13 protein-coding genes are annotated in these 17,514 nt (G+C 41.7%); 10 read left to right on the plus strand and 3 right to left on the minus strand.

What is annotated here, in order from left to right:
• Nucleotides 1-40 precede the first annotated feature (40 nt).
• The 9 genes from HQM11_07195 to glpK are packed head-to-tail and all read left to right on the plus strand — an operon-like array spanning nt 41 to nt 14,094.
• Entirely contained in the window at nt 41-1,384 is a 1,344-nt protein-coding gene (locus HQM11_07195) for a peptidylprolyl isomerase (GenBank protein MBF0350801.1), read from the plus strand.
• Complete coding sequence (locus HQM11_07200; protein MBF0350802.1) at nt 1,381-4,659, plus strand: peptidylprolyl isomerase; 3,279 nt, start codon at nt 1,381-1,383, stop codon at nt 4,657-4,659. The genes HQM11_07195 and HQM11_07200 overlap by 4 nt, the downstream gene beginning before the upstream one ends.
• Before the next feature lie 17 nt (nt 4,660-4,676).
• Entirely contained in the window at nt 4,677-5,411 is a 735-nt protein-coding gene (locus HQM11_07205; GenBank protein ID MBF0350803.1) for a competence/damage-inducible protein A, read from the plus strand.
• A 25-nt stretch (nt 5,412-5,436) separates the two neighbouring features.
• Entirely contained in the window at nt 5,437-7,080 is a 1,644-nt protein-coding gene (locus HQM11_07210) for a 2,3-bisphosphoglycerate-independent phosphoglycerate mutase (GenBank protein MBF0350804.1), read from the plus strand.
• 29 nt (nt 7,081-7,109) lie between these two features.
• Complete coding sequence (locus HQM11_07215; GenBank protein ID MBF0350805.1) at nt 7,110-8,480, plus strand: nucleotide sugar dehydrogenase; 1,371 nt, start codon at nt 7,110-7,112, stop codon at nt 8,478-8,480.
• A 9-nt stretch (nt 8,481-8,489) separates the two neighbouring features.
• On the plus strand, nt 8,490-9,620 hold the full coding sequence (locus tag HQM11_07220) for a DUF2322 family protein (protein ID MBF0350806.1): 1,131 nt from the start codon (nt 8,490-8,492) through the stop codon (nt 9,618-9,620).
• 17 nt (nt 9,621-9,637) lie between these two features.
• On the plus strand, nt 9,638-10,600 hold the full coding sequence (locus HQM11_07225) for a KpsF/GutQ family sugar-phosphate isomerase (protein ID MBF0350807.1): 963 nt from the start codon (nt 9,638-9,640) through the stop codon (nt 10,598-10,600).
• Between the two features lie 50 nt (nt 10,601-10,650).
• Nucleotides 10,651-12,570 (plus strand): HEAT repeat domain-containing protein, encoded by a 1,920-nt coding sequence (locus HQM11_07230; protein MBF0350808.1) that lies wholly within the window; start codon nt 10,651-10,653, stop codon nt 12,568-12,570.
• 30 nt (nt 12,571-12,600) lie between these two features.
• A complete protein-coding gene (glpK, locus tag HQM11_07235; protein ID MBF0350809.1) occupies nt 12,601-14,094 on the plus strand; it encodes a glycerol kinase GlpK in 1,494 nt (497 codons plus the stop codon).
• A 9-nt stretch (nt 14,095-14,103) separates the two neighbouring features.
• On the opposite strand, the gene HQM11_07240 is transcribed toward glpK, so the two are convergent.
• The 3 genes from HQM11_07240 to HQM11_07250 are packed head-to-tail and all read right to left on the minus strand — an operon-like array spanning nt 14,104 to nt 16,812.
• Nucleotides 14,104-14,811: an ABC transporter ATP-binding protein gene (locus HQM11_07240; protein MBF0350810.1), complete on the minus strand. Its 708-nt coding sequence runs from the start codon at nt 14,809-14,811 to the stop codon at nt 14,104-14,106.
• Nucleotides 14,811-15,599, minus strand: a complete 789-nt coding sequence (locus tag HQM11_07245; protein ID MBF0350811.1) for an ABC transporter ATP-binding protein — start codon at nt 15,597-15,599, stop codon at nt 14,811-14,813. The genes HQM11_07240 and HQM11_07245 overlap by 1 nt, the downstream gene beginning before the upstream one ends.
• 1 nt (nt 15,600) lies before the next feature.
• Nucleotides 15,601-16,812, minus strand: a complete 1,212-nt coding sequence (locus tag HQM11_07250; protein MBF0350812.1) for a branched-chain amino acid ABC transporter permease — start codon at nt 16,810-16,812, stop codon at nt 15,601-15,603.
• 366 nt (nt 16,813-17,178) lie between these two features.
• Here HQM11_07250 and HQM11_07255 point away from each other — a divergent pair.
• Nucleotides 17,179-17,514, plus strand: a 336-nt coding sequence (locus tag HQM11_07255; protein MBF0350813.1) for an AAA family ATPase, incomplete at its 3' end; no start/stop codon positions are given.

Genomic DNA, 17,514 nt, shown 5'->3' on the forward strand with positions numbered 1-17,514 from the left:
TAGAGGCACTCAATCCTATAATTTTCTAAAAAGGAACGCAATGAAAGGGCGATGGTTGTTAGCGGGGGTTATTTTATTGAGTCAGGTTTTTGTCTTAGCGGCTCAGGAAAAACTGGATGATGGTTTATATGCTAAAATGGAAACAGGCAAAGGCCTGATTTTGATAAGATTGTTCTATGAAAAAGCACCCATGACCGTTGCTAACTTTATCGGCTTGGCTGAAGGTAAAAAAGCATGGATTGATCCCATCAATGGCGAATCCAAAAATACAAAATTTTATGATGGTCTTACATTTCATCGTGTCGTGAAGGATTTTGTGATTCAGGGGGGGGATCCTTTAGGCAATGGAAGTGGTGGTCCAGGGTATCAGTTTGGGGATGAGTTCAATGAGGATCTCAAACACGACAAGCCGGGAATTCTATCAATGGCTAATGCCGGACCTGGTACAAATGGAAGTCAGTTTTTCATCACACACAAGGCGACGCCATGGCTGGACAACCGACATTCTGTTTTTGGTGAGGTTGTACAGGGAATGGATGTGGTGCTGAAGATTGAACAAGGTGATTTGATTAAATCGGTGACGATTCTCAGGGAAGGAAGCAAGGCCAAGGCCTTTGATATAGCGGAAATTGATAAAAAGGCACAAAAAGACGCAGAAAAACAGGCGGAAGCCAACAAAAAAACACTTCCCTCTTTTTCCGGTGTGATTGACCCGCAAAGAGTTCCATCCGCAGAACAGACCGAGGTGGATGAAGTGGCGCTGGACATGCTTGTGATTACCTATAAAGGTGCTAAAACACCTAAGCCACATATATATTATGATAAAGCCGGGGCCTTGGACGTCTCAAAAAAATTAGTTCAACTGGCTCGGCAAAAAAATGGAGATTTCCGTGATCTTATCCAGAAATTTTCGGACTTACCCCAACAAACTACGGTTCCTGTATTGAAAAAGTCCGACCCTCAATTGCCCGCGTTTCTGCATACTGCGTTTCGATTGAAAGAAGGACAGGTGAGTGATCCCATTGATAGTCCAATGGGGTATTTGCTTTTTAAAAGAATTCCGTTGGAATATGCAAATGCCAGTCATATCCTGATTTCTTATCAAGGTGCTGTGGGTTCAAAACAGAAACGTACCAAGGATGAAGCTATGGAGCGGGCTCGCCAGGTTCTAAAAGATGCGTTGGCAAAAAAAGATTTTGCGGAACTTGCCAAAACTTATTCTGATGGCCCAACAGCGCCGAATGGTGGTCAATTGGGAAAATTCGCAAGAGGTATGATGGTTCCTTCCTTTGAGGATGAAGTGTTTCGAACAAAATCAGGTGATGTCAGCGCCAATATTGTAGAAACTCCTTTTGGTTACCACATTATAAAAAGAGAGGAATGAAGTCTCTCTATCGGCGTATTGCTATTCTATTAGTACTTTTGTGCTGGGGGACTTCAGGATTAGGCAGTCCCGCGGAAAAAGGATTGTATGCCGAAATCAATACACCGCAAGGAACGATCTGGATTGAATTATTTTTTGAAACAGCCCCTGTTTGGGTTGCCAATTTTGTCGGGCTGATCAATGAGACTCCTTCATGGAAGCTTCATTTTCCAAAGTCTGCGGGAAAATACTCAGAATCTATCCAGTTTGATCGGGTAATTCCCGGCTTGTTTGCTCAGGCGGGAAGTTCCTGGAATCTTGGCTATGTGATCTCTCCTGGAACTCAGGAACCTTTGTATCAGGAAAGTGCTGGCATGTTGTCCATGATCAACCGTGGCTCTTATGTGGATCCCGGGCAATTCATAATCACTCATCAAGTCATTCCCAGATACGATGGAATCCATCCATTTTTTGGAAAAGTCATCGAGGGCCTGGATATCATTATAAAAATGAGGCAGGGAATGCCTGTCACAGGGATAAGGATTGTGCCTGTGGGCGACAGGGCGGGTTCTTTTGATCCAGAACAATATGGACAACATATTTTTTATCAAACGGCTCTCATTCAATCCGGGATAGATTCGGCTTATTTTGAAAAGCCGGTTGATCCAGCTAAGATTCCTTCTCCCAATCAGCAAGTGGTTGATAATGTTTCGCTGGAATTGCTGGTCGTTGGATATCAGTCTGATGCGAATTCCCCTCCGTTGAATCTTTCACGGGACCAGGCACAACACCTGGCAACTCAATTGACTGATGCCGGCCGACGAAAAGAAGTAGATTTTCAGGAATTGATTCTCAGGCATTCAACCTTACCTCAGCATAATATAATTCCTTCTCTTCAGTATTCAGATTCTCTTCCTAGTTTTTTGTATGATGCGTTTTCATTGAGACTTGGTCAGGTGAGTGCCCCGGTTGATTCTCCACTTGGATTTGTAATTTATAAAAGGGTATCTCCAGTAAATTTTGAGATAAATCAAATTTTGATCACTCATCGTCAAAGTGACCCGGTGCAATCCAGGAGTCGCATGGAAGCCTTGGAATTGGCTGGTCAGATATTGGAAGAAATCCAATCGACACAATATTACAAAATAAACAACGATGTTTTTTCTATTCTCCAGTCGGTAGAAATTCCCAGAGAATATTTAGCCCGCTTAAAAAGTCTGAATGGACGGAATTTTCGTAAAAAACATAAATTTTTATGTGCGGTTCGCCAGGCAATGTATCCAATATCTACAAAAGAATATTCAATTATTAAAAGTTTTTTAACGTCATTTCCTCAAGTAAAGGTGAGCGCAGAAAAATTGAAAGAATTGTCGGAAATGGATATCTCATCCCAGACCCTTGAGGCATTGATCATTAACAATGATCGTGTCTATTTAGATCAGAACCAGTTTTTTTGTGGACTTGCCGAAACGTTGGAGACACTGGAAAATGAACATTTCAGTATGCAGATTCTGGGTTATTCAGATTTTGGTGTTAAGTTCAAAATCACCCCAAGCACTCTTGAAAAAATTAAAAATAATAGTGGTTTTTATCAGCTCTTGGTGAATCTTGAAACAATGAGAGGTCAACAGTTTTTATCAGAAAACACACTGTTAGATGCAATTGAAAAACAGGTTGGAAATGAGATTAAAAACCGCTTTTCGATTATCGTATTACAACATGTGGAGCGAAAATTTGAGTTAACGGAAGATTCCATTGAACAGATTCAGGAATCTCATGATTTTGCAGGATTTCTTCAAAAATTGCGTTTTTTAGATAAAAAGGATTTTCAGAATAAGTATGATTTTGATGCTTCTTTAAGAACTGCTTTAGGACAGAACTCTGCGGATCGTTATAAGAAACTGATCTACAAACATGTTAAAAAAGTCTTTTCAATGTCGAGTACAATCATGTCCGCATTGGATGAATCTCTGTTCCCTGGTGATGTGGCTGTGGCGTTGAGTGCTCTTCAAGCACACAAATATTCCACAAAAAATGAATTATGGGCGACTATTCAAAAGATACTTGGAACTAATCCTTTATGGATGTATCAAAGTTTTTTTGAAACTTATATTGAGCATAAAATCTTTTTAAGAAGTACAGATCTTTCCAGAATGCAAAAAGGGCTTTCCTCAAAGCAGATAACAGAAAAATTATCTGGGGTTCTGAATCAGTTTTATAAAGGGCGCTATGCCTTTATAGGCGCGATAGAGAGAAGAATTGGAAAAGATGCGACAAATCGCTATAAAACGTTGCTGCTTAAAAAGGCCCAAACTAAAAATGGGTATAAGTTGACATCCACGATGCTTCAGGAAATTCTGAATAATCAGGATTTCGATACTATCATTGGGAAACTTCAACCAATTATGGATATGGAGTTCGATGGAGATATTGCCTTTGAACAAACTATTTCTCAGTATCTTGATGCGGAATCGCTGCAAAACTACAGACCTTTGTTGAAGGAATATACTGAATCCTACTTCAAACTTTCAGATGGTTTGTTCAGTGATATTAAAAAAATACCTGATAAAGAACAGTTTTTCAAAAAACTGGCGGCAATCATCAATCAGGAGTACACCTCTAAAACTGCGTTAGTTTCAACGGTTCAGGCATCATTAGGACCATACTTGTTTTTGTGGTATAAAAATGTTTTTGATGAATCTGTTCAAACCATTTACAGAATAAATTCTGATGTGATTGAACAAATTGCGAAGGATGGTGATTTTGACAGGATTCTTCAGGGGGTGAAAAAAGTGGAAGGTATTCCTTTTGCGACTTTGGCTTTATTTAAGGATGCTCTGGTAAATATGATAGGGGTTGAAGCGACTGAACGATATATAGACCTCTTGGCTCAACAAGCATCAATACCCGTTCCATTGATTCTTTCTTCCACATCAATGCGTAGCATCCAGAAAGAAGGGGATACCGATGTTTTGTTAAACAAATTGAAGTTGTTGATGGATCAAACATTTAAAAGTTCGACGGAATTGGCTGAAACTCTGACTGAAACTCTGGGGCATAGTATGGCAACATGCTATTCCTCATTAGTGCGGGATTATTCTCATTATGGCTTTGCTGAACTTGCTCAAAAATACTCAGAAGCTTTATCATCAGTTCAGGGAGGTCAATTGGGAATGATATCACAAGGTATGTTGATGCCTGAAATGGAAAATGAAATTTTGCGTCTGGAATCGGAGGAAATAAGTGATATTATTGAATCAAACACAGGGTTTCATATCATTAAAAGACTTCGATAATTAAGCATAAAGGCCTTATGACACGAACTCCAGATACCGCCGCAATTGTAGTGATAGGGAACGAAATACTTTCCGGGAAGGTAAAAGACAGCAATTCCTATTATCTATGTCAGGAATTACGATTTCTGGGTGTGGATGTGCATAGAATCCTGACAGTACCGGATGAGATTGATTTAGTAGGGAAACTTGTCAAGGAGTATGCACAACAATTCACGTGGGTGTTTACCAGTGGTGGAATTGGCCCAACTCATGATGACATCACCATTGAGTCGATTGCGAAAGCGTTTGGGGTGGCAACAGAAGAGTCGCCACGTTTGGCTCAACTGATCAGAGATTATTACAAAGATCAATGCACCCCGGCTCATTTGCGGATGGCAAAGATCCCTAAAGGGGCACAGTTGCTGGAATATGAAACGCTTTCTGCTCCTCAACTCCAGTTTCATAATATAATTATTTTTCCAGGTATTCCTGAGTTATTGCGAGAGCGTTTCAATGGGATCAAGGAAATGTTTCGTCAAGATCCAATTTTTTTACGTGAAATCTTCATGAAAATTGATGAAAGCCTGATTTCAGAATTATTGGATAAAACCATGATGAATTATCCTGCATTGTTGTTAGGGTCTTATCCCACGTTATGGCGTAAGGATTACACCTTGAAATTGACTCTTGAATCAAGGGAAAAATCATATTTACAGGAAGCTTTTGATTATCTCATGGACCATCTTCCTAAAGATAAAATGGTTCAATTTTAGAATAACCTTTACTGGCGGGTAAGCTATGACTCCCAAACAATTGGCTGAACATTTTCGTCGTCGTCTGCCTCTGATTCATGTTGTCCTGGATGGATGGGGAATTGGGGAACAGAATGAAACCAACGCAATGTATCATGCAAAAATCCCTGTAATGAATAATCTGATGAAACAGTTTCCCAACACACAATTATTTGCACATGGCAAGTATGTAGGTTTGCCAAGCGAAACAGATCTTGGTGGGTCAGAAGTCGGACATCTGACTATGGGGGCTGGAATGGTTTTGGAACAAGGTCCCTCTTTGATTCAGAATATGATTGAATCAGGTGAATTCAACAATAGTCCAGTTCTGAATAAAATGATCCAGAACTGCTTATCTCACCAGACACCGCTACATCTCCTGGGATTGTTATCGGATGGCAATATTCATAGCCACATAAGTCATTTTATCGCCATTATCAAACATGCCTTCAATAGTGGTGTCAAACAACTTTATGTCCATGCTCTGCTGGATGGCCGAGATGTCGCTATTCAGTCAGCTACGGATTATACGCAGGTTCTGGAGCAATTGTTTCATGAACTTAAATCCCAGAGACCTGAAGTGGATTATGCGTTTGCCAGTGGGGGCGGCAGGGAAGCCGTCACAATGGATAGAGATGAAAACTGGAAAAGCGTTGAAGCTGGTTGGAATCTGCATATTCGAGGGAAGAGTGACCATTATTTTGAGTCAATGGATCAGGCGATTTCTTTTTTTAGAGAGCAGGACCCTAACATAATAGATCAGGCCTTGCCCGGTTTTGTGATCACTCGGAATGGAAAACCAATAGGTCCGATTCAAGATAATCATTCATTAATTTTTGTGAATTTTCGGGCGGATCGGGCGATTGAGTTTACAAGAGCTGTTGTTGATGATGATTTTAAGCATTTTGATCGTTCACCTCGTCCCAAAATAGAATTTGCTGGCATGATGATTTATGACCAGGACACTCAAACTCCAGAAAATTTTATTGTTGGATCTGTGTCAGTTGAATCTCCATTTGGAAAAAGAATCCTTGAACACAATAAAATGCAGTTCAGATTGACTGAAACTCAAAAATTTCCTCATGTTACTTTTTTCTTTAATGGTGGCTATCGTGAACCGTTAGACAGAAAAAAAGAGACATACCACTTGATTGAATCTGATAAAATTCCTTCGTTTGATCTAAAACCTCAAATGAAGGCCATGGAAATTGCGGATCAGGCTGTAAAGTATATACTGTCAGATCAATATGACTATGGATTGATTAATTTTGCCAATGCCGACATGGTCGGGCATTCAGGTAATTTGGAAGCCGCTATCAAGGCGGTTGAATTAGTTGATATTCAACTGTCAAAAATTATAAAAGCCATTGAACAAAAAAATGGTTTGCTTGTCGTTACCGCAGATCATGGAAATGCGGATCAGATGAAATCATTCAATAAAAAGAAACAGTGCTGGGAACCAAACACCAAACATTCACTCAATCCAGTACCATTCATTATTTATGATCCGCTGTATGATAGCAGTTATAAACTGAAACCCCTAAACCATGAAACCCAATTGAATTTGAGTAATATAGCCGCAACAAATTTTATTCTTATGGGAGAAGAACATCCATCGGATATCAATGAGTCTTTATTTGATTTCAGTTGATTTTGATAAACCTGATTGAAAGTTGATTTATGAAAAATATTGTATGCATTGGTGCCGGGTACGTTGGTGGTCCCACCATGGCTGTGATTGCGGAACATTGTTCAGCATATAAAATCACAGTAGTAGACATCAATCAGAATCGAATTGATCGTTGGAATTCGCCTAATCTTCCAATTTATGAACCTGGTTTGCAGGAAGTTGTAGAAAAACAACGTGGTAAAAATCTGTTTTTCAGTACGGATGTTGCCGGGGCATTGACCGAGGCGGATATTGTATTTGTTGCCACGAATACTCCTACCAAAACATTCGGAGAAGGTGCTGGCAGAGGTGCTGACCTGCAATATTGGGAAAAAACTGCCAGATCCATTTTACAAAATGCCAGAAAACCCTATGTGATTGTGGTTGAAAAAAGCACACTTCCTGTTCGTGCCGCCGCCGCAATGGCCAGGATCTTACAATCAGGAGCCAGCAATACCAGATTTGAAGTGATTTCAAATCCGGAGTTTTTAGCGGAAGGCACAGCAATCATTGATTTAAAAAAACCTGATCGGGTGTTGATCGGAGGGCGAGAAAATCAGGAAGGAATCAATGCCTGCCAAGCTGTTGCCCAAATATATGCCCATTGGGTACCTCAAGAGCGTATTCTTATGACCAACGTATGGAGCAGTGAGCTTTCCAAGTTGGTGGCCAATGCCATGCTTGCTCAAAGAATATCATCCATTAACAGCATTTCTGCTTTATGCGAACAAACTCAGGCTGATATTAGTGAAGTTAGCAAGGCCATTGGTATGGATCAACGCATTGGACCACGTTTTCTGGAAGCCAGTGTGGGGTTTGGTGGATCCTGTTTTCGGAAGGATATTTTACATCTGGCATATTTGGCCGATTACTATGGCTTGCCGGAAGTCGGTCGTTATTGGGAACATGTGGTATTGATGAATGATTATCAGATCAATCGATTTTTCAGAAATATTCTGATTAATATGTTCAATACTCTGGCAAGTAAGAAAATTGCTGTTTTTGGCTTCGCTTTTAAACCCGACACAGGTGACACTCGGGATACTCCCGCATTGCCTGTATGTATGAAACTTTTGGAAGAGAAAGCAGTGGTTCATGTGCATGATCCGCAGGCCTTGGAAAATGCAAAGGAGGAACTGAAGGATATCACTGGGGAAATATATTTTGAATCAGATCCCTATCAAGCGGTGGAAGGTGCTCATGCAATCGCGTTAGTGACCCATTGGAAAGAATATCGGGTTTTGGATTATGAGCGGATTTTTAAATTGATGGCCAAACCCGCGTTTATTTTTGATGGTAGAAATCATCTGGACCATCAGGCACTTTATGACATTGGATTTAATGTGTTTCCTATTGGGAAATCTCCTCTTAAGCATTTTTAAGGAAAAATCATGGCAATTTTTGAAGAAAATCTGAAAAAACTTCCAGAAATAGATCAAATAGTTATCATTCGAGTGTATGATCAAAATGATCAGCTTGTCTCAATTATTCCAAATCTGAAAGGCTTTCAGGGGGCGTTGAAAATTTTCAATCACATTGTCAATGCTCAAGGGCAGATTGGTTTGGAAGAAGCCAAGGAGGGAATTCGATTATTTGGAGAACATGTTGATGCCGCCAGACAAAACCCGGAAAAGCATCCTAATTTAAATCTATTATTGACATTGGAGTCGAATAATTTTTTAAAACTTAAAAAAGTTGAGAGTTCTGTCAAAAAATTGATTGAAATTATGTCCACACGTTCAGGATCTTCAGAAGATTGTGATGTGTTTATCGAACTAATGAACAAAGGCCTGTTAAGAGCCGCAGAAAAAATTCGTGGCATTTGGCAGCCACAAACTTATGTGATTGATGGTATTCTGAATTATTTCAGTAGCCACTCCAATCACCGGATTCATGAAAAATATTGGGATAAAATTCCTTTGAAAACCACAAAATACAGTGATGAAGACTTTGATGAAAGCGGAGTGCGATACGCTCCCGGATCCATTGTCAGAACGGGCGCTTATATCGGGCCTCAAACCGTGATCATGAACATGGCTTTTGTGAACATCGGGGCATATATTGCAGGAAAAGGAGTGATGATCGATGGTGCTTCCCGGGTTGCTTCGTGTGCTCAAATCGGAGAAGGCGTCAAATTTGGCGCAGGCTCCGGAATTGAAGGCGTGTTGGAACCAGCGGGGAGATTGCCTTCAATTGTTGAAAATGGCGCCAAAATTGGCGCAATGTGTGAGGTTGCGGGAATCATTGGCGAAGGGGCGATCGTTGCCAGTGGGGTTGTCATGGCATCCGGGAAAAAAATTCTGGATCAGGATACAGGTAAAATTGTCCCTCCCTATCCATGTGTCGTTGGTGATAAAACATTTTTATTGCCGGTGATTCCTCCTTATCGTCTGGCTGTCGGGGGTGTGATGATGAGTGAAGATGGAAAATGGGGAACAGATGCGGTAATTCTGAAACCAGGTGATCTAAGAGATTCAACAACAATACGCCATTTTGAGAAACAAGGTATTTTGTATCAATAAAATTATTATCCGGGTCCATGTCTGCTGTATTACAACGAGCAAAAACTACATTTGCCATAGAAATTGAAGGTCTTCAGGACATGATGGAACGACTGGATCATGCGTTTGAAGATGCGGTGGAACTGTTATATGGTTGCCAAGGTAAGGTCATTATTACCGGAATGGGGAAAAGCGGGTTGATCGGTCGCAAAATTGCGGCGACTTTGACCAGCACAGGGACACCTTCCATTTTTTTACATCCTGCGGAAAGTATTCATGGAGATATGGGTGTCATTGGCCCCAATGATACAGTAATGGCAATTTCCTTCAGTGGTGAAACCGCGGAATTAGTTCCAATTTTGGGGCATGTTCAGGCTGCCGGAGTACCTTTGATTGGTGTGACTGGAAATGCGAATTCCGCATTGGCTCGTCATGCCTCTGTGTTTCTCAATATCGCTGTTCAGAAAGAGGCCTGTCCTTTGGGGCTTTCGCCGACAACCAGCAGTACCGTGACCTTGGCATTGGGGGATGCGTTAGCCATGTGCTTGCTGGAAAAAAGAAATTTTAAGTCAGAAAATTTCGCTGTTTTTCACCCTGGTGGCAGTCTGGGCAAAAAATTGACAATCTGTGTCAAAGATGTAATGGTCACAAGCCAGTTGCCTTTTGTGGTAGATACCATGCTGATGCGAGACGCGTTGGAAGAACTTTCAGAAAAAAACTTGGGAATCCTGGTGGTTGTTGACAAGTCTGGCCGATTGCAGGGCGTATTCACTGTGGGTGATTTGATGCGTCTGGTGAAACAGCAATTCAATTTTCTGGATAACAAAATAAGCCAGTATATGGTTCCCCATCCCAAAATTATTTCCAGAAATGATCTTGCGGCAAAAGCATTGCATATAATGGAAACCCATTCCATCACTTGTCTGATTGTGGCGGATTCTGATAATATACCTGTTGGAATTATTCAGATTTACCATATTCTCCGGGCTGGAGTTTATTAGGTGATAACGTACCTGAACTTTTAATCAATAACCTGTTTTATCATCCGATCATGAGTAACCTGAAGCAATTGATTGAGGAGTTACAGCATCCGGACGAAGGTATTCGCAGAATGGCCTGTGAAGATTTGGGTTATTTACGGGATGCTGACGCAATTCAGCCCTTATCACTGTCCTTGTCCGATAGCTCACGTGCTGTTTCTGAAGCGGCCGCGGAATCATTAATCATGATTGGTACGGAGGAAGTGGTTAACGCAATGTCTCCGCTGATGGGGAGTCCTGAGATTTCTGTTAGAAATTATGCCCGGGAAATTTTGTCAGACTTAGGTGAAATTTCTGTAGACGCACTCCTGAAAGAACTCAAAAATCCAGATCGGGATGTCAGAAAATTTGCTATTGACGCATTAGATCATATCAATAGTAAACGTTGTATACCCGCCTTATTGGATGCCATAAATGATGAAGATGTGAATATCTCTTATGTGGCGGCTGAAATGCTGGGCCGTCTGGGAGATGAAAATGTGATTCCATATTTGCAGTCTCACATGGCCGATATTCCATGGATGAAGGGCGCATGCCTGCGCGCTCTTGGTGAAATTGGAACACCATCAGCTCATGAGATTGTGACTCAGGTACTGGATTCAGAAGAAGATCCTCTTGTTTTATTATCCGGTATTCAGGCACTGGGGCGGATCGCTTCCCCCAAAAGTATTTCTGTTCTTATAAAATTTCTCAAAGAAAAACCCCAATTGTTTGCGGAAGAAATCGTTGTTTCTCTGGAAAAAATTCTTGCGGAGAACAGGGATGTTCATGTGATTGATTACCTTGATGATTTATCGATTGAACCATTGTACAATGTAGCACTTCAGGGTGAGTCTTCCATAAGAATAAAAGCGGTTCAACTGATTGGTCAGATGCGATCTCAACACTCGATTCCTTTTTTAACACAGCTTTTTTTTGATGAGGATGGCGAGATTCGAAAATCAGCTTTGAAAGCTATGGTTGATATTTATCCAGTGGATATTAGTCCTGTCCTTAAAATTCTGGACAATCCTGAGGCGCCCATGACCGCCAAGGCAAATGCACTAGATGGATTGGGGCGTCTGAAAAAACAGGAGAGTGTTTCCTGGATATTAAAATTTTTAGAATCTGACCATATCACACTCCAGCGAGTTGCTCTGGATGCTTTGTTTCTTCCAGTCAGTGATGAAACAAAACAGTATCTGGCACGTATGTTGACATCGCCCATTGATGAAATTATAGAACACACCCTGACAGCCATTCAACGGCTTGATATTCCCGAATTAGAACAGCAAGTGATTGAATGTCTGGGGCACCGTTCTCAGGAAGTGTGTGAGGCGGCTAATGCTGCCTTGCTTGGAATAATCAAACAAAAGAAGACCGCCTACGCCTATCCATATCTGCGTTATTTTGATGCCCGAGAACGGCATCTGGCCTATAAATCATTTGGAAATCCTAGCGAAATATCACACGATGAGATGCTCAACCGTTTACAGGAGGGACTGAGCAGACCTGAAATCAATATCAAAAAAATCGCGATAAAAGGGATCGCCAATCTTGATCTTGATCATGCTGTCAAATGGCTCGAGCCATTATTAAAAGATCCCATTCAGGAAATTGTATTATCTGTGATTCAGATTTATGGTCATCTTGGAACAGACCATTGCAGACAGATTTTGGAAAACATGCTTGAAGTTGATTCACCCGTTAATCTTAAATCGGCGATCATTGACGCGTTGGGCGAAATCAGAAATCCTGCCTCTGTTTCCTGTATTGTATCAAATTGGAATTCGGAAGATATGGCGGTAAAATTTCATATTTTAAAAGCACTTAAGATGATTGGCAGTTCAGAAGCCTCTGAGGGGCTTAAAACAATATATTCGGAGGAAGAAAACGATGATATTCTGGAAGTGATTGAAGATCTCCTTAATTCTCTGGATAATGGGGTTTAGCAGAATGACTCTTTCGATGAAAGGAAATGAATGTCTCGCATTATAATGGCTTTAGATCAAGGTACCACCAGTTCCAGAACAATCTTGTTTGATGAACGGGGAAAGATTATCGCGTCTGATTCCGCTCCCTTGACGTGTTATTATCCTCAATCAGGTTGGGTTGAGCAAAAACCAGAAGAAATTTGGGACTCTCAAAAGCAGACTATTGAGGGGGTGCTTAGGAAACAGAATTTAAAAATGAAAGATATCACAGCGATCGGGATCACTAATCAGCGAGAAACCGTAATCGCGTGGGACAGAAAAACCGGAAAATCGGTGGGGCACGCAATTGTTTGGCAGTGTCGCCGTACCGCTAACTATTGTGATCAATTGAAACGTGAGGGATTCGATGAGGTATTAAAACGAAAAACCGGATTGGTGACCGATGCCTATTTTTCTGGAACAAAGATGCGGTGGATCCTTCAAAATAATCCGGATGCCAGGCAACTGGCAGAAAAAGGCGATTTGTTATTTGGGACAGTAGATTCCTGGTTGGTATGGAACCTGACAGGAGGAAAAAAACACATCACAGACGTGAGTAATGCCTCCAGAACCCTCGTGTTTAATATCGAAAAACTGGAATGGGATGAAGAAATTCTGAATAAGTTTGAAATTCCAAAATCCAGTTTGCCCCAGGTCATGGCTTCGAGCGAAGTGATGGCTCATACGGATGAAACCCAGTGGGGGGCCTCCGTTCCAATTGCTGGTATTGCAGGCGATCAACAAGCATCTCTATTCGGTCAAGCCTGTTTTGAGTCTGGAACCGCAAAAAATACTTATGGAACTGGATGTTTCATGCTCATGAACACCGGGCATCAGTTGACTATTTCACAGCATGGACTGTTGACAACAATTGCATGGAAGATTGGGAACAAAGTAACGTATGCACTGGAAGGATCTGTTTTTATAGCAGGTGCTCTGATTCAGTGGCTACGTGATGGTTTACAACTGTTTAACGACGCAAAAGAAACCGAAGAAATGGCTCGATCTGTTGATTCCAGCGGAGGGGTATTTGTGGTACCTGCATTTGTGGGATTAGGTGCTCCGCATTGGGACCCCTATGCCCGGGGAACCATCGTTGGATTGAGTCGAAATACCAACAAAAACCATTTGGTCCGTGCAGGCCTGGAAGCAATTGCGTTTCAATCCTATGATGTTCTGAAAAGCATGGAAAAAGATACTGGAATGAAACTGAAAACACTCCGGGTAGATGGTGGTGCCTCAGCAAATAATTTTTTATGCCAGTTTCAGGCAGATATTCTGGGATTGATTGTCAGTCGCCCTGAAGTGGTCGAAACCACAGCCATGGGTGCCGCTTTTCTTGCCGGTCTCGCAACAGGTGTCTGGAAAAATCTGGATGACATTCGGTCAATGTGGAAAGAAGATCAGCAATTTAAACCCTCTCTGGTGGCATCCGATGTGCAACATTTTATTGAAGGATGGCAAAAAGCTGTAGGCCGTTCCAGGAACTGGATGAGCGATTGAACATTACGGTCAAATCCCCAGATAAGCCGCCTTGACTTGAGGGTTGTTCAGCAAGTTGGCGGCTGTATCCTGTAGAACAATTCTCCCTTGTTCCATGACATATCCCCGATGAGCTATTTTTAATGCCAGATTGGCATTTTGTTCTACCAGAAAGATGGTGGTTTTATGCTCTCTGTTGATTTTTTGAATGATTTCAAAAATATTTCGGACAATCATTGGGGCCAACCCTAAAGAAGGCTCATCCAGCAACAGCAAACGAGGACGGCTCATGAGTGCTCTTGAGATGGCAAGCATTTGCTGTTCACCACCGCTCAAGGTACCTCCAGGTTGTTTTTGTCTGTTTTTTAAAACAGGAAATAATTCAAAGACATATTCCAGATCAGATTTGATTCCAACTTTGTCCTTACGCAGGTAAGCGCCCATTTCCAGATTTTCTTTCACCGTGAAATCAGGGAAAATACGTCTTCCTTCAGGCACTTGACAAATTCCTTTTTTCACAATTTGATCAGGTTTCAAGTGGTGAATTGGCTGTGATTCAAAAAAAATTTCTCCTTTTTTAATGGGGACTAAACCGGAAATTGACATCAGTGTGGTTGTTTTTCCCGCGCCATTGGATCCGATCAATGTGATAATTTCCTCTGGAAAGATCTCCAGTGAAACGTCTCTGAGTGCATTGATATTGCCATAAAAGCTTTGGATATTGTTCAAGGTCAACATCAGTCTGTAATATCCTCTCCTAAATAGGCTCTGATAACCGCTGGATTTTTTTGAATTTCGCCGGGGGAACCTTCCGCGATTTTTTTTCCGTAGTCCAGAACATAAATTTTATCAGAAATATTCATCACCAGTTTCATGTCATGCTCAATGATCAGGATGGACAAGTGATATTGATTTCGAATTTGGACAATCAATTTGTCCAGATCACTGGTTTCTTGATGATTCATTCCCGCGGCCGGTTCGTCCAGAAGCAGCAACAATGGTTGCGTCGCAAGTGCCCGTGCTATTTCAAGACGTCTTTGTGCGGCATAGGGAAGGTTTTTTGCCATCACAGACGAATAGGTAGCAAGTCCTACTTCCTTTAGTAAATGATAAGAATTATGAATGACCTGCTGTTCCTCTGTCTTGAAATGTTTATTCCGAAATATTGCTGAAAAAATGCCACTGGTTGTTCGGCAATGAAAACCAACCATGACGTTTTCCAGAACAGTCATATTGGCGAATAGTCTGATGTTTTGAAAGGTGCGGGCTAAACCGGATTCTGTGACCTGATTGGGCTTCAAACCAATAATATTTTTAGGCGGTTGAGAGGGGGCGGTGATCCAGATATTGCCCCGGGTGGGATGATACATACCGGTAATGCAGTTGAACAAAGTTGTTTTACCTGCGCCATTCGGTCCTATGACCGCGACAATTTGTCCCAATCCCACTTCGAGATCAATATCGTCAATAGCTCGTAACCCACCAAATTCCATGATCAAGTTTTCAATGTTCAGCAGGGCGGTCATTTTATCCGTAATTCTGTTCTTCATGAAGTTCGTAACGTCGCCGGACATTGCTGATCAATCCTTCCGGTTTGAATACCATAACCACGACCATAGCGGCTCCGAATACCAGCATTCGGTAATCAGCCATAAATCTGAGATATTCTGGTATCAAAATTAGAAATAACGCGGCCAGAATAACTCCAGTAATGGAACCCATTCCTCCTAAAACAACAATACACAGGATGATTGCGGATTGCATGAACGTAAAACTGTGAGGATTTACAAAACTGTTCTTGGCAGCAAAAAAAACTCCAACGAATCCTGCCCAGCAGGCGCCAAGTGCGAAGGCCCTCAACTTGGTTCTGGTTGTATCAATTCCCATGGCTTGACAAGCCAGCTCATCCTCTCTTAAGGCAATCCATGCCCTGCCTATTCTGGAGTGGTCCAGTCGTTTAACGACAACAATGGTGACAGTGACCATCATCAGCATCAGGAGATACATATAAATGGCCACTTGTTCATATTCAATGTGTACTGGAAAATCAGGGGAAGGGATGCCTGACACTCCCTGAGGCCCTTTGGTGACTTCACTCCAGTTTTCCAGCACCAATCGGATAATTTCTCCAAATCCAAGTGTGACAATGGCCAGATAGTCTCCCCGTAGTCTCAAAACTGGAATGCCTAACAGAATGCCAGTCAATCCGGCAAGAATACCTCCAACCGGCAGAACGGCCCAAAATCCGAGTCCAAAATATTCATGGAAAAGCGCATAAGAATAGGCTCCAACCGCATAAAAGGCGACATATCCCAAATCCAGCAACCCAGCCAAACCAACCACAATATTCAATCCTAATCCTAAAACGACATACATCAGAGCGGTGGTCAGGATTGAAATTTGATAGGGTGAAAGGATCCATGGCAGAAAAATCAGGCCAGAGAGCAGTAAACAACTCATGATCGCAGGATGTTGGATCACTTGAAGTGCGAGGGGTTGAAAGGGTTTTTTAAGGGTGTTGATTGCTTCAAAAAAACGGGGGGATGGATGATGCTTCAATAAGCGCCATAGACAAGTGCCTGTAAAACTGTAAATGGTTACCCATAATAATTTATCCCACTGCCAGTCAATCAGCTCCTCAGCAACATCCACCTTGAGGACGACCAAAGGGAGGCACAGGAGTGATAACAGGCCAGAGATCAAAAGGCATTGCAGGATTTCCCAGAAAATTTTTTTCATGGCTCATTATTATGCATGAATCGTTGTTGAAAAATATTCTTATCGGTAGTGGGTTTTCCTTATAAAATCAAGTGCTGGTGAGCTTTGATACGATCTTTTTAAATTTATTTAAGAATAATAAACTCACTCGAGTGTTGTGTTTTGGATAATACATTGAAAAAATTGTGGTTTTTAAAGACGTCAATTTTATTGAAGCTAATATTTTTAGTGATGTACCGTTTCCACAACATCAAAGGGACTTCTGTATATGCCTGAAGAAAGGCAAAACACAACACTCGAATAATGATTTTTATCGGGTGCTTGCCCCTGGGGTTTTGCGTTACAACACGGATACGATTTCATTCCATCATCCACAGGAGGTTTTCCATGCTCAAACCCGGTGTTCGCAACATCGCTTATGGCGCGTCCGACTTTGAACGCATCCGTAACGAAAACCGTTATTACGTTGATAAAACCCGTTTCATTCCGATTCTGGAAGAAAACTTTTATCTGTTTTTCATCCGACCCCGCCGTTTTGGGAAATCGCTGTGGGTCTCGATTTTGGAGACCTATTACGACATCGCCAAGAAAGACAAATTTGATTCGTTTTTCAAGGGACTTTGGATTGGGGATCATCCTACCTCCGAACGCAATTCCTATCTGGTGCTGCCGTTCAATTTTTCTGCGGTACGGGCGGATGTGGAATATGTGGAACAAAGTTTT

This window comes from SAR324 cluster bacterium, assembly GCA_015232315.1.
Taxonomy (GTDB): domain Bacteria; phylum SAR324; class SAR324; order SAR324; family NAC60-12; genus JADFZZ01.

What these genes read in the sequence shown, in the direction of transcription:
- HQM11_07215 (MBF0350805.1), top strand. Translation starts at nt 7,110, where the DNA reads ATGAAAAATATTGTATGCATTGGTGCCGGGTACGTTGGTGGTCCCACC.
- glpK (MBF0350809.1), top strand. Translation starts at nt 12,601, where the DNA reads ATGTCTCGCATTATAATGGCTTTAGATCAAGGTACCACCAGTTCCAGA.
- HQM11_07220 (MBF0350806.1), top strand. Translation starts at nt 8,490, where the DNA reads ATGGCAATTTTTGAAGAAAATCTGAAAAAACTTCCAGAAATAGATCAA.
- HQM11_07195 (MBF0350801.1), top strand. Translation starts at nt 41, where the DNA reads ATGAAAGGGCGATGGTTGTTAGCGGGGGTTATTTTATTGAGTCAGGTT.
- HQM11_07225 (MBF0350807.1), top strand. Translation starts at nt 9,638, where the DNA reads ATGTCTGCTGTATTACAACGAGCAAAAACTACATTTGCCATAGAAATT.
- HQM11_07205 (MBF0350803.1), top strand. Translation starts at nt 4,677, where the DNA reads ATGACACGAACTCCAGATACCGCCGCAATTGTAGTGATAGGGAACGAA.
- HQM11_07245 (MBF0350811.1), bottom strand. Translation starts at nt 15,599, where the DNA reads ATGACCGCCCTGCTGAACATTGAAAACTTGATCATGGAATTTGGTGGG.
- HQM11_07230 (MBF0350808.1), top strand. Translation starts at nt 10,651, where the DNA reads ATGAGTAACCTGAAGCAATTGATTGAGGAGTTACAGCATCCGGACGAA.
- HQM11_07210 (MBF0350804.1), top strand. Translation starts at nt 5,437, where the DNA reads ATGACTCCCAAACAATTGGCTGAACATTTTCGTCGTCGTCTGCCTCTG.
- HQM11_07200 (MBF0350802.1), top strand. Translation starts at nt 1,381, where the DNA reads ATGAAGTCTCTCTATCGGCGTATTGCTATTCTATTAGTACTTTTGTGC.
- HQM11_07240 (MBF0350810.1), bottom strand. Translation starts at nt 14,811, where the DNA reads ATGTTGACCTTGAACAATATCCAAAGCTTTTATGGCAATATCAATGCA.
- HQM11_07250 (MBF0350812.1), bottom strand. Translation starts at nt 16,812, where the DNA reads ATGAAAAAAATTTTCTGGGAAATCCTGCAATGCCTTTTGATCTCTGGC.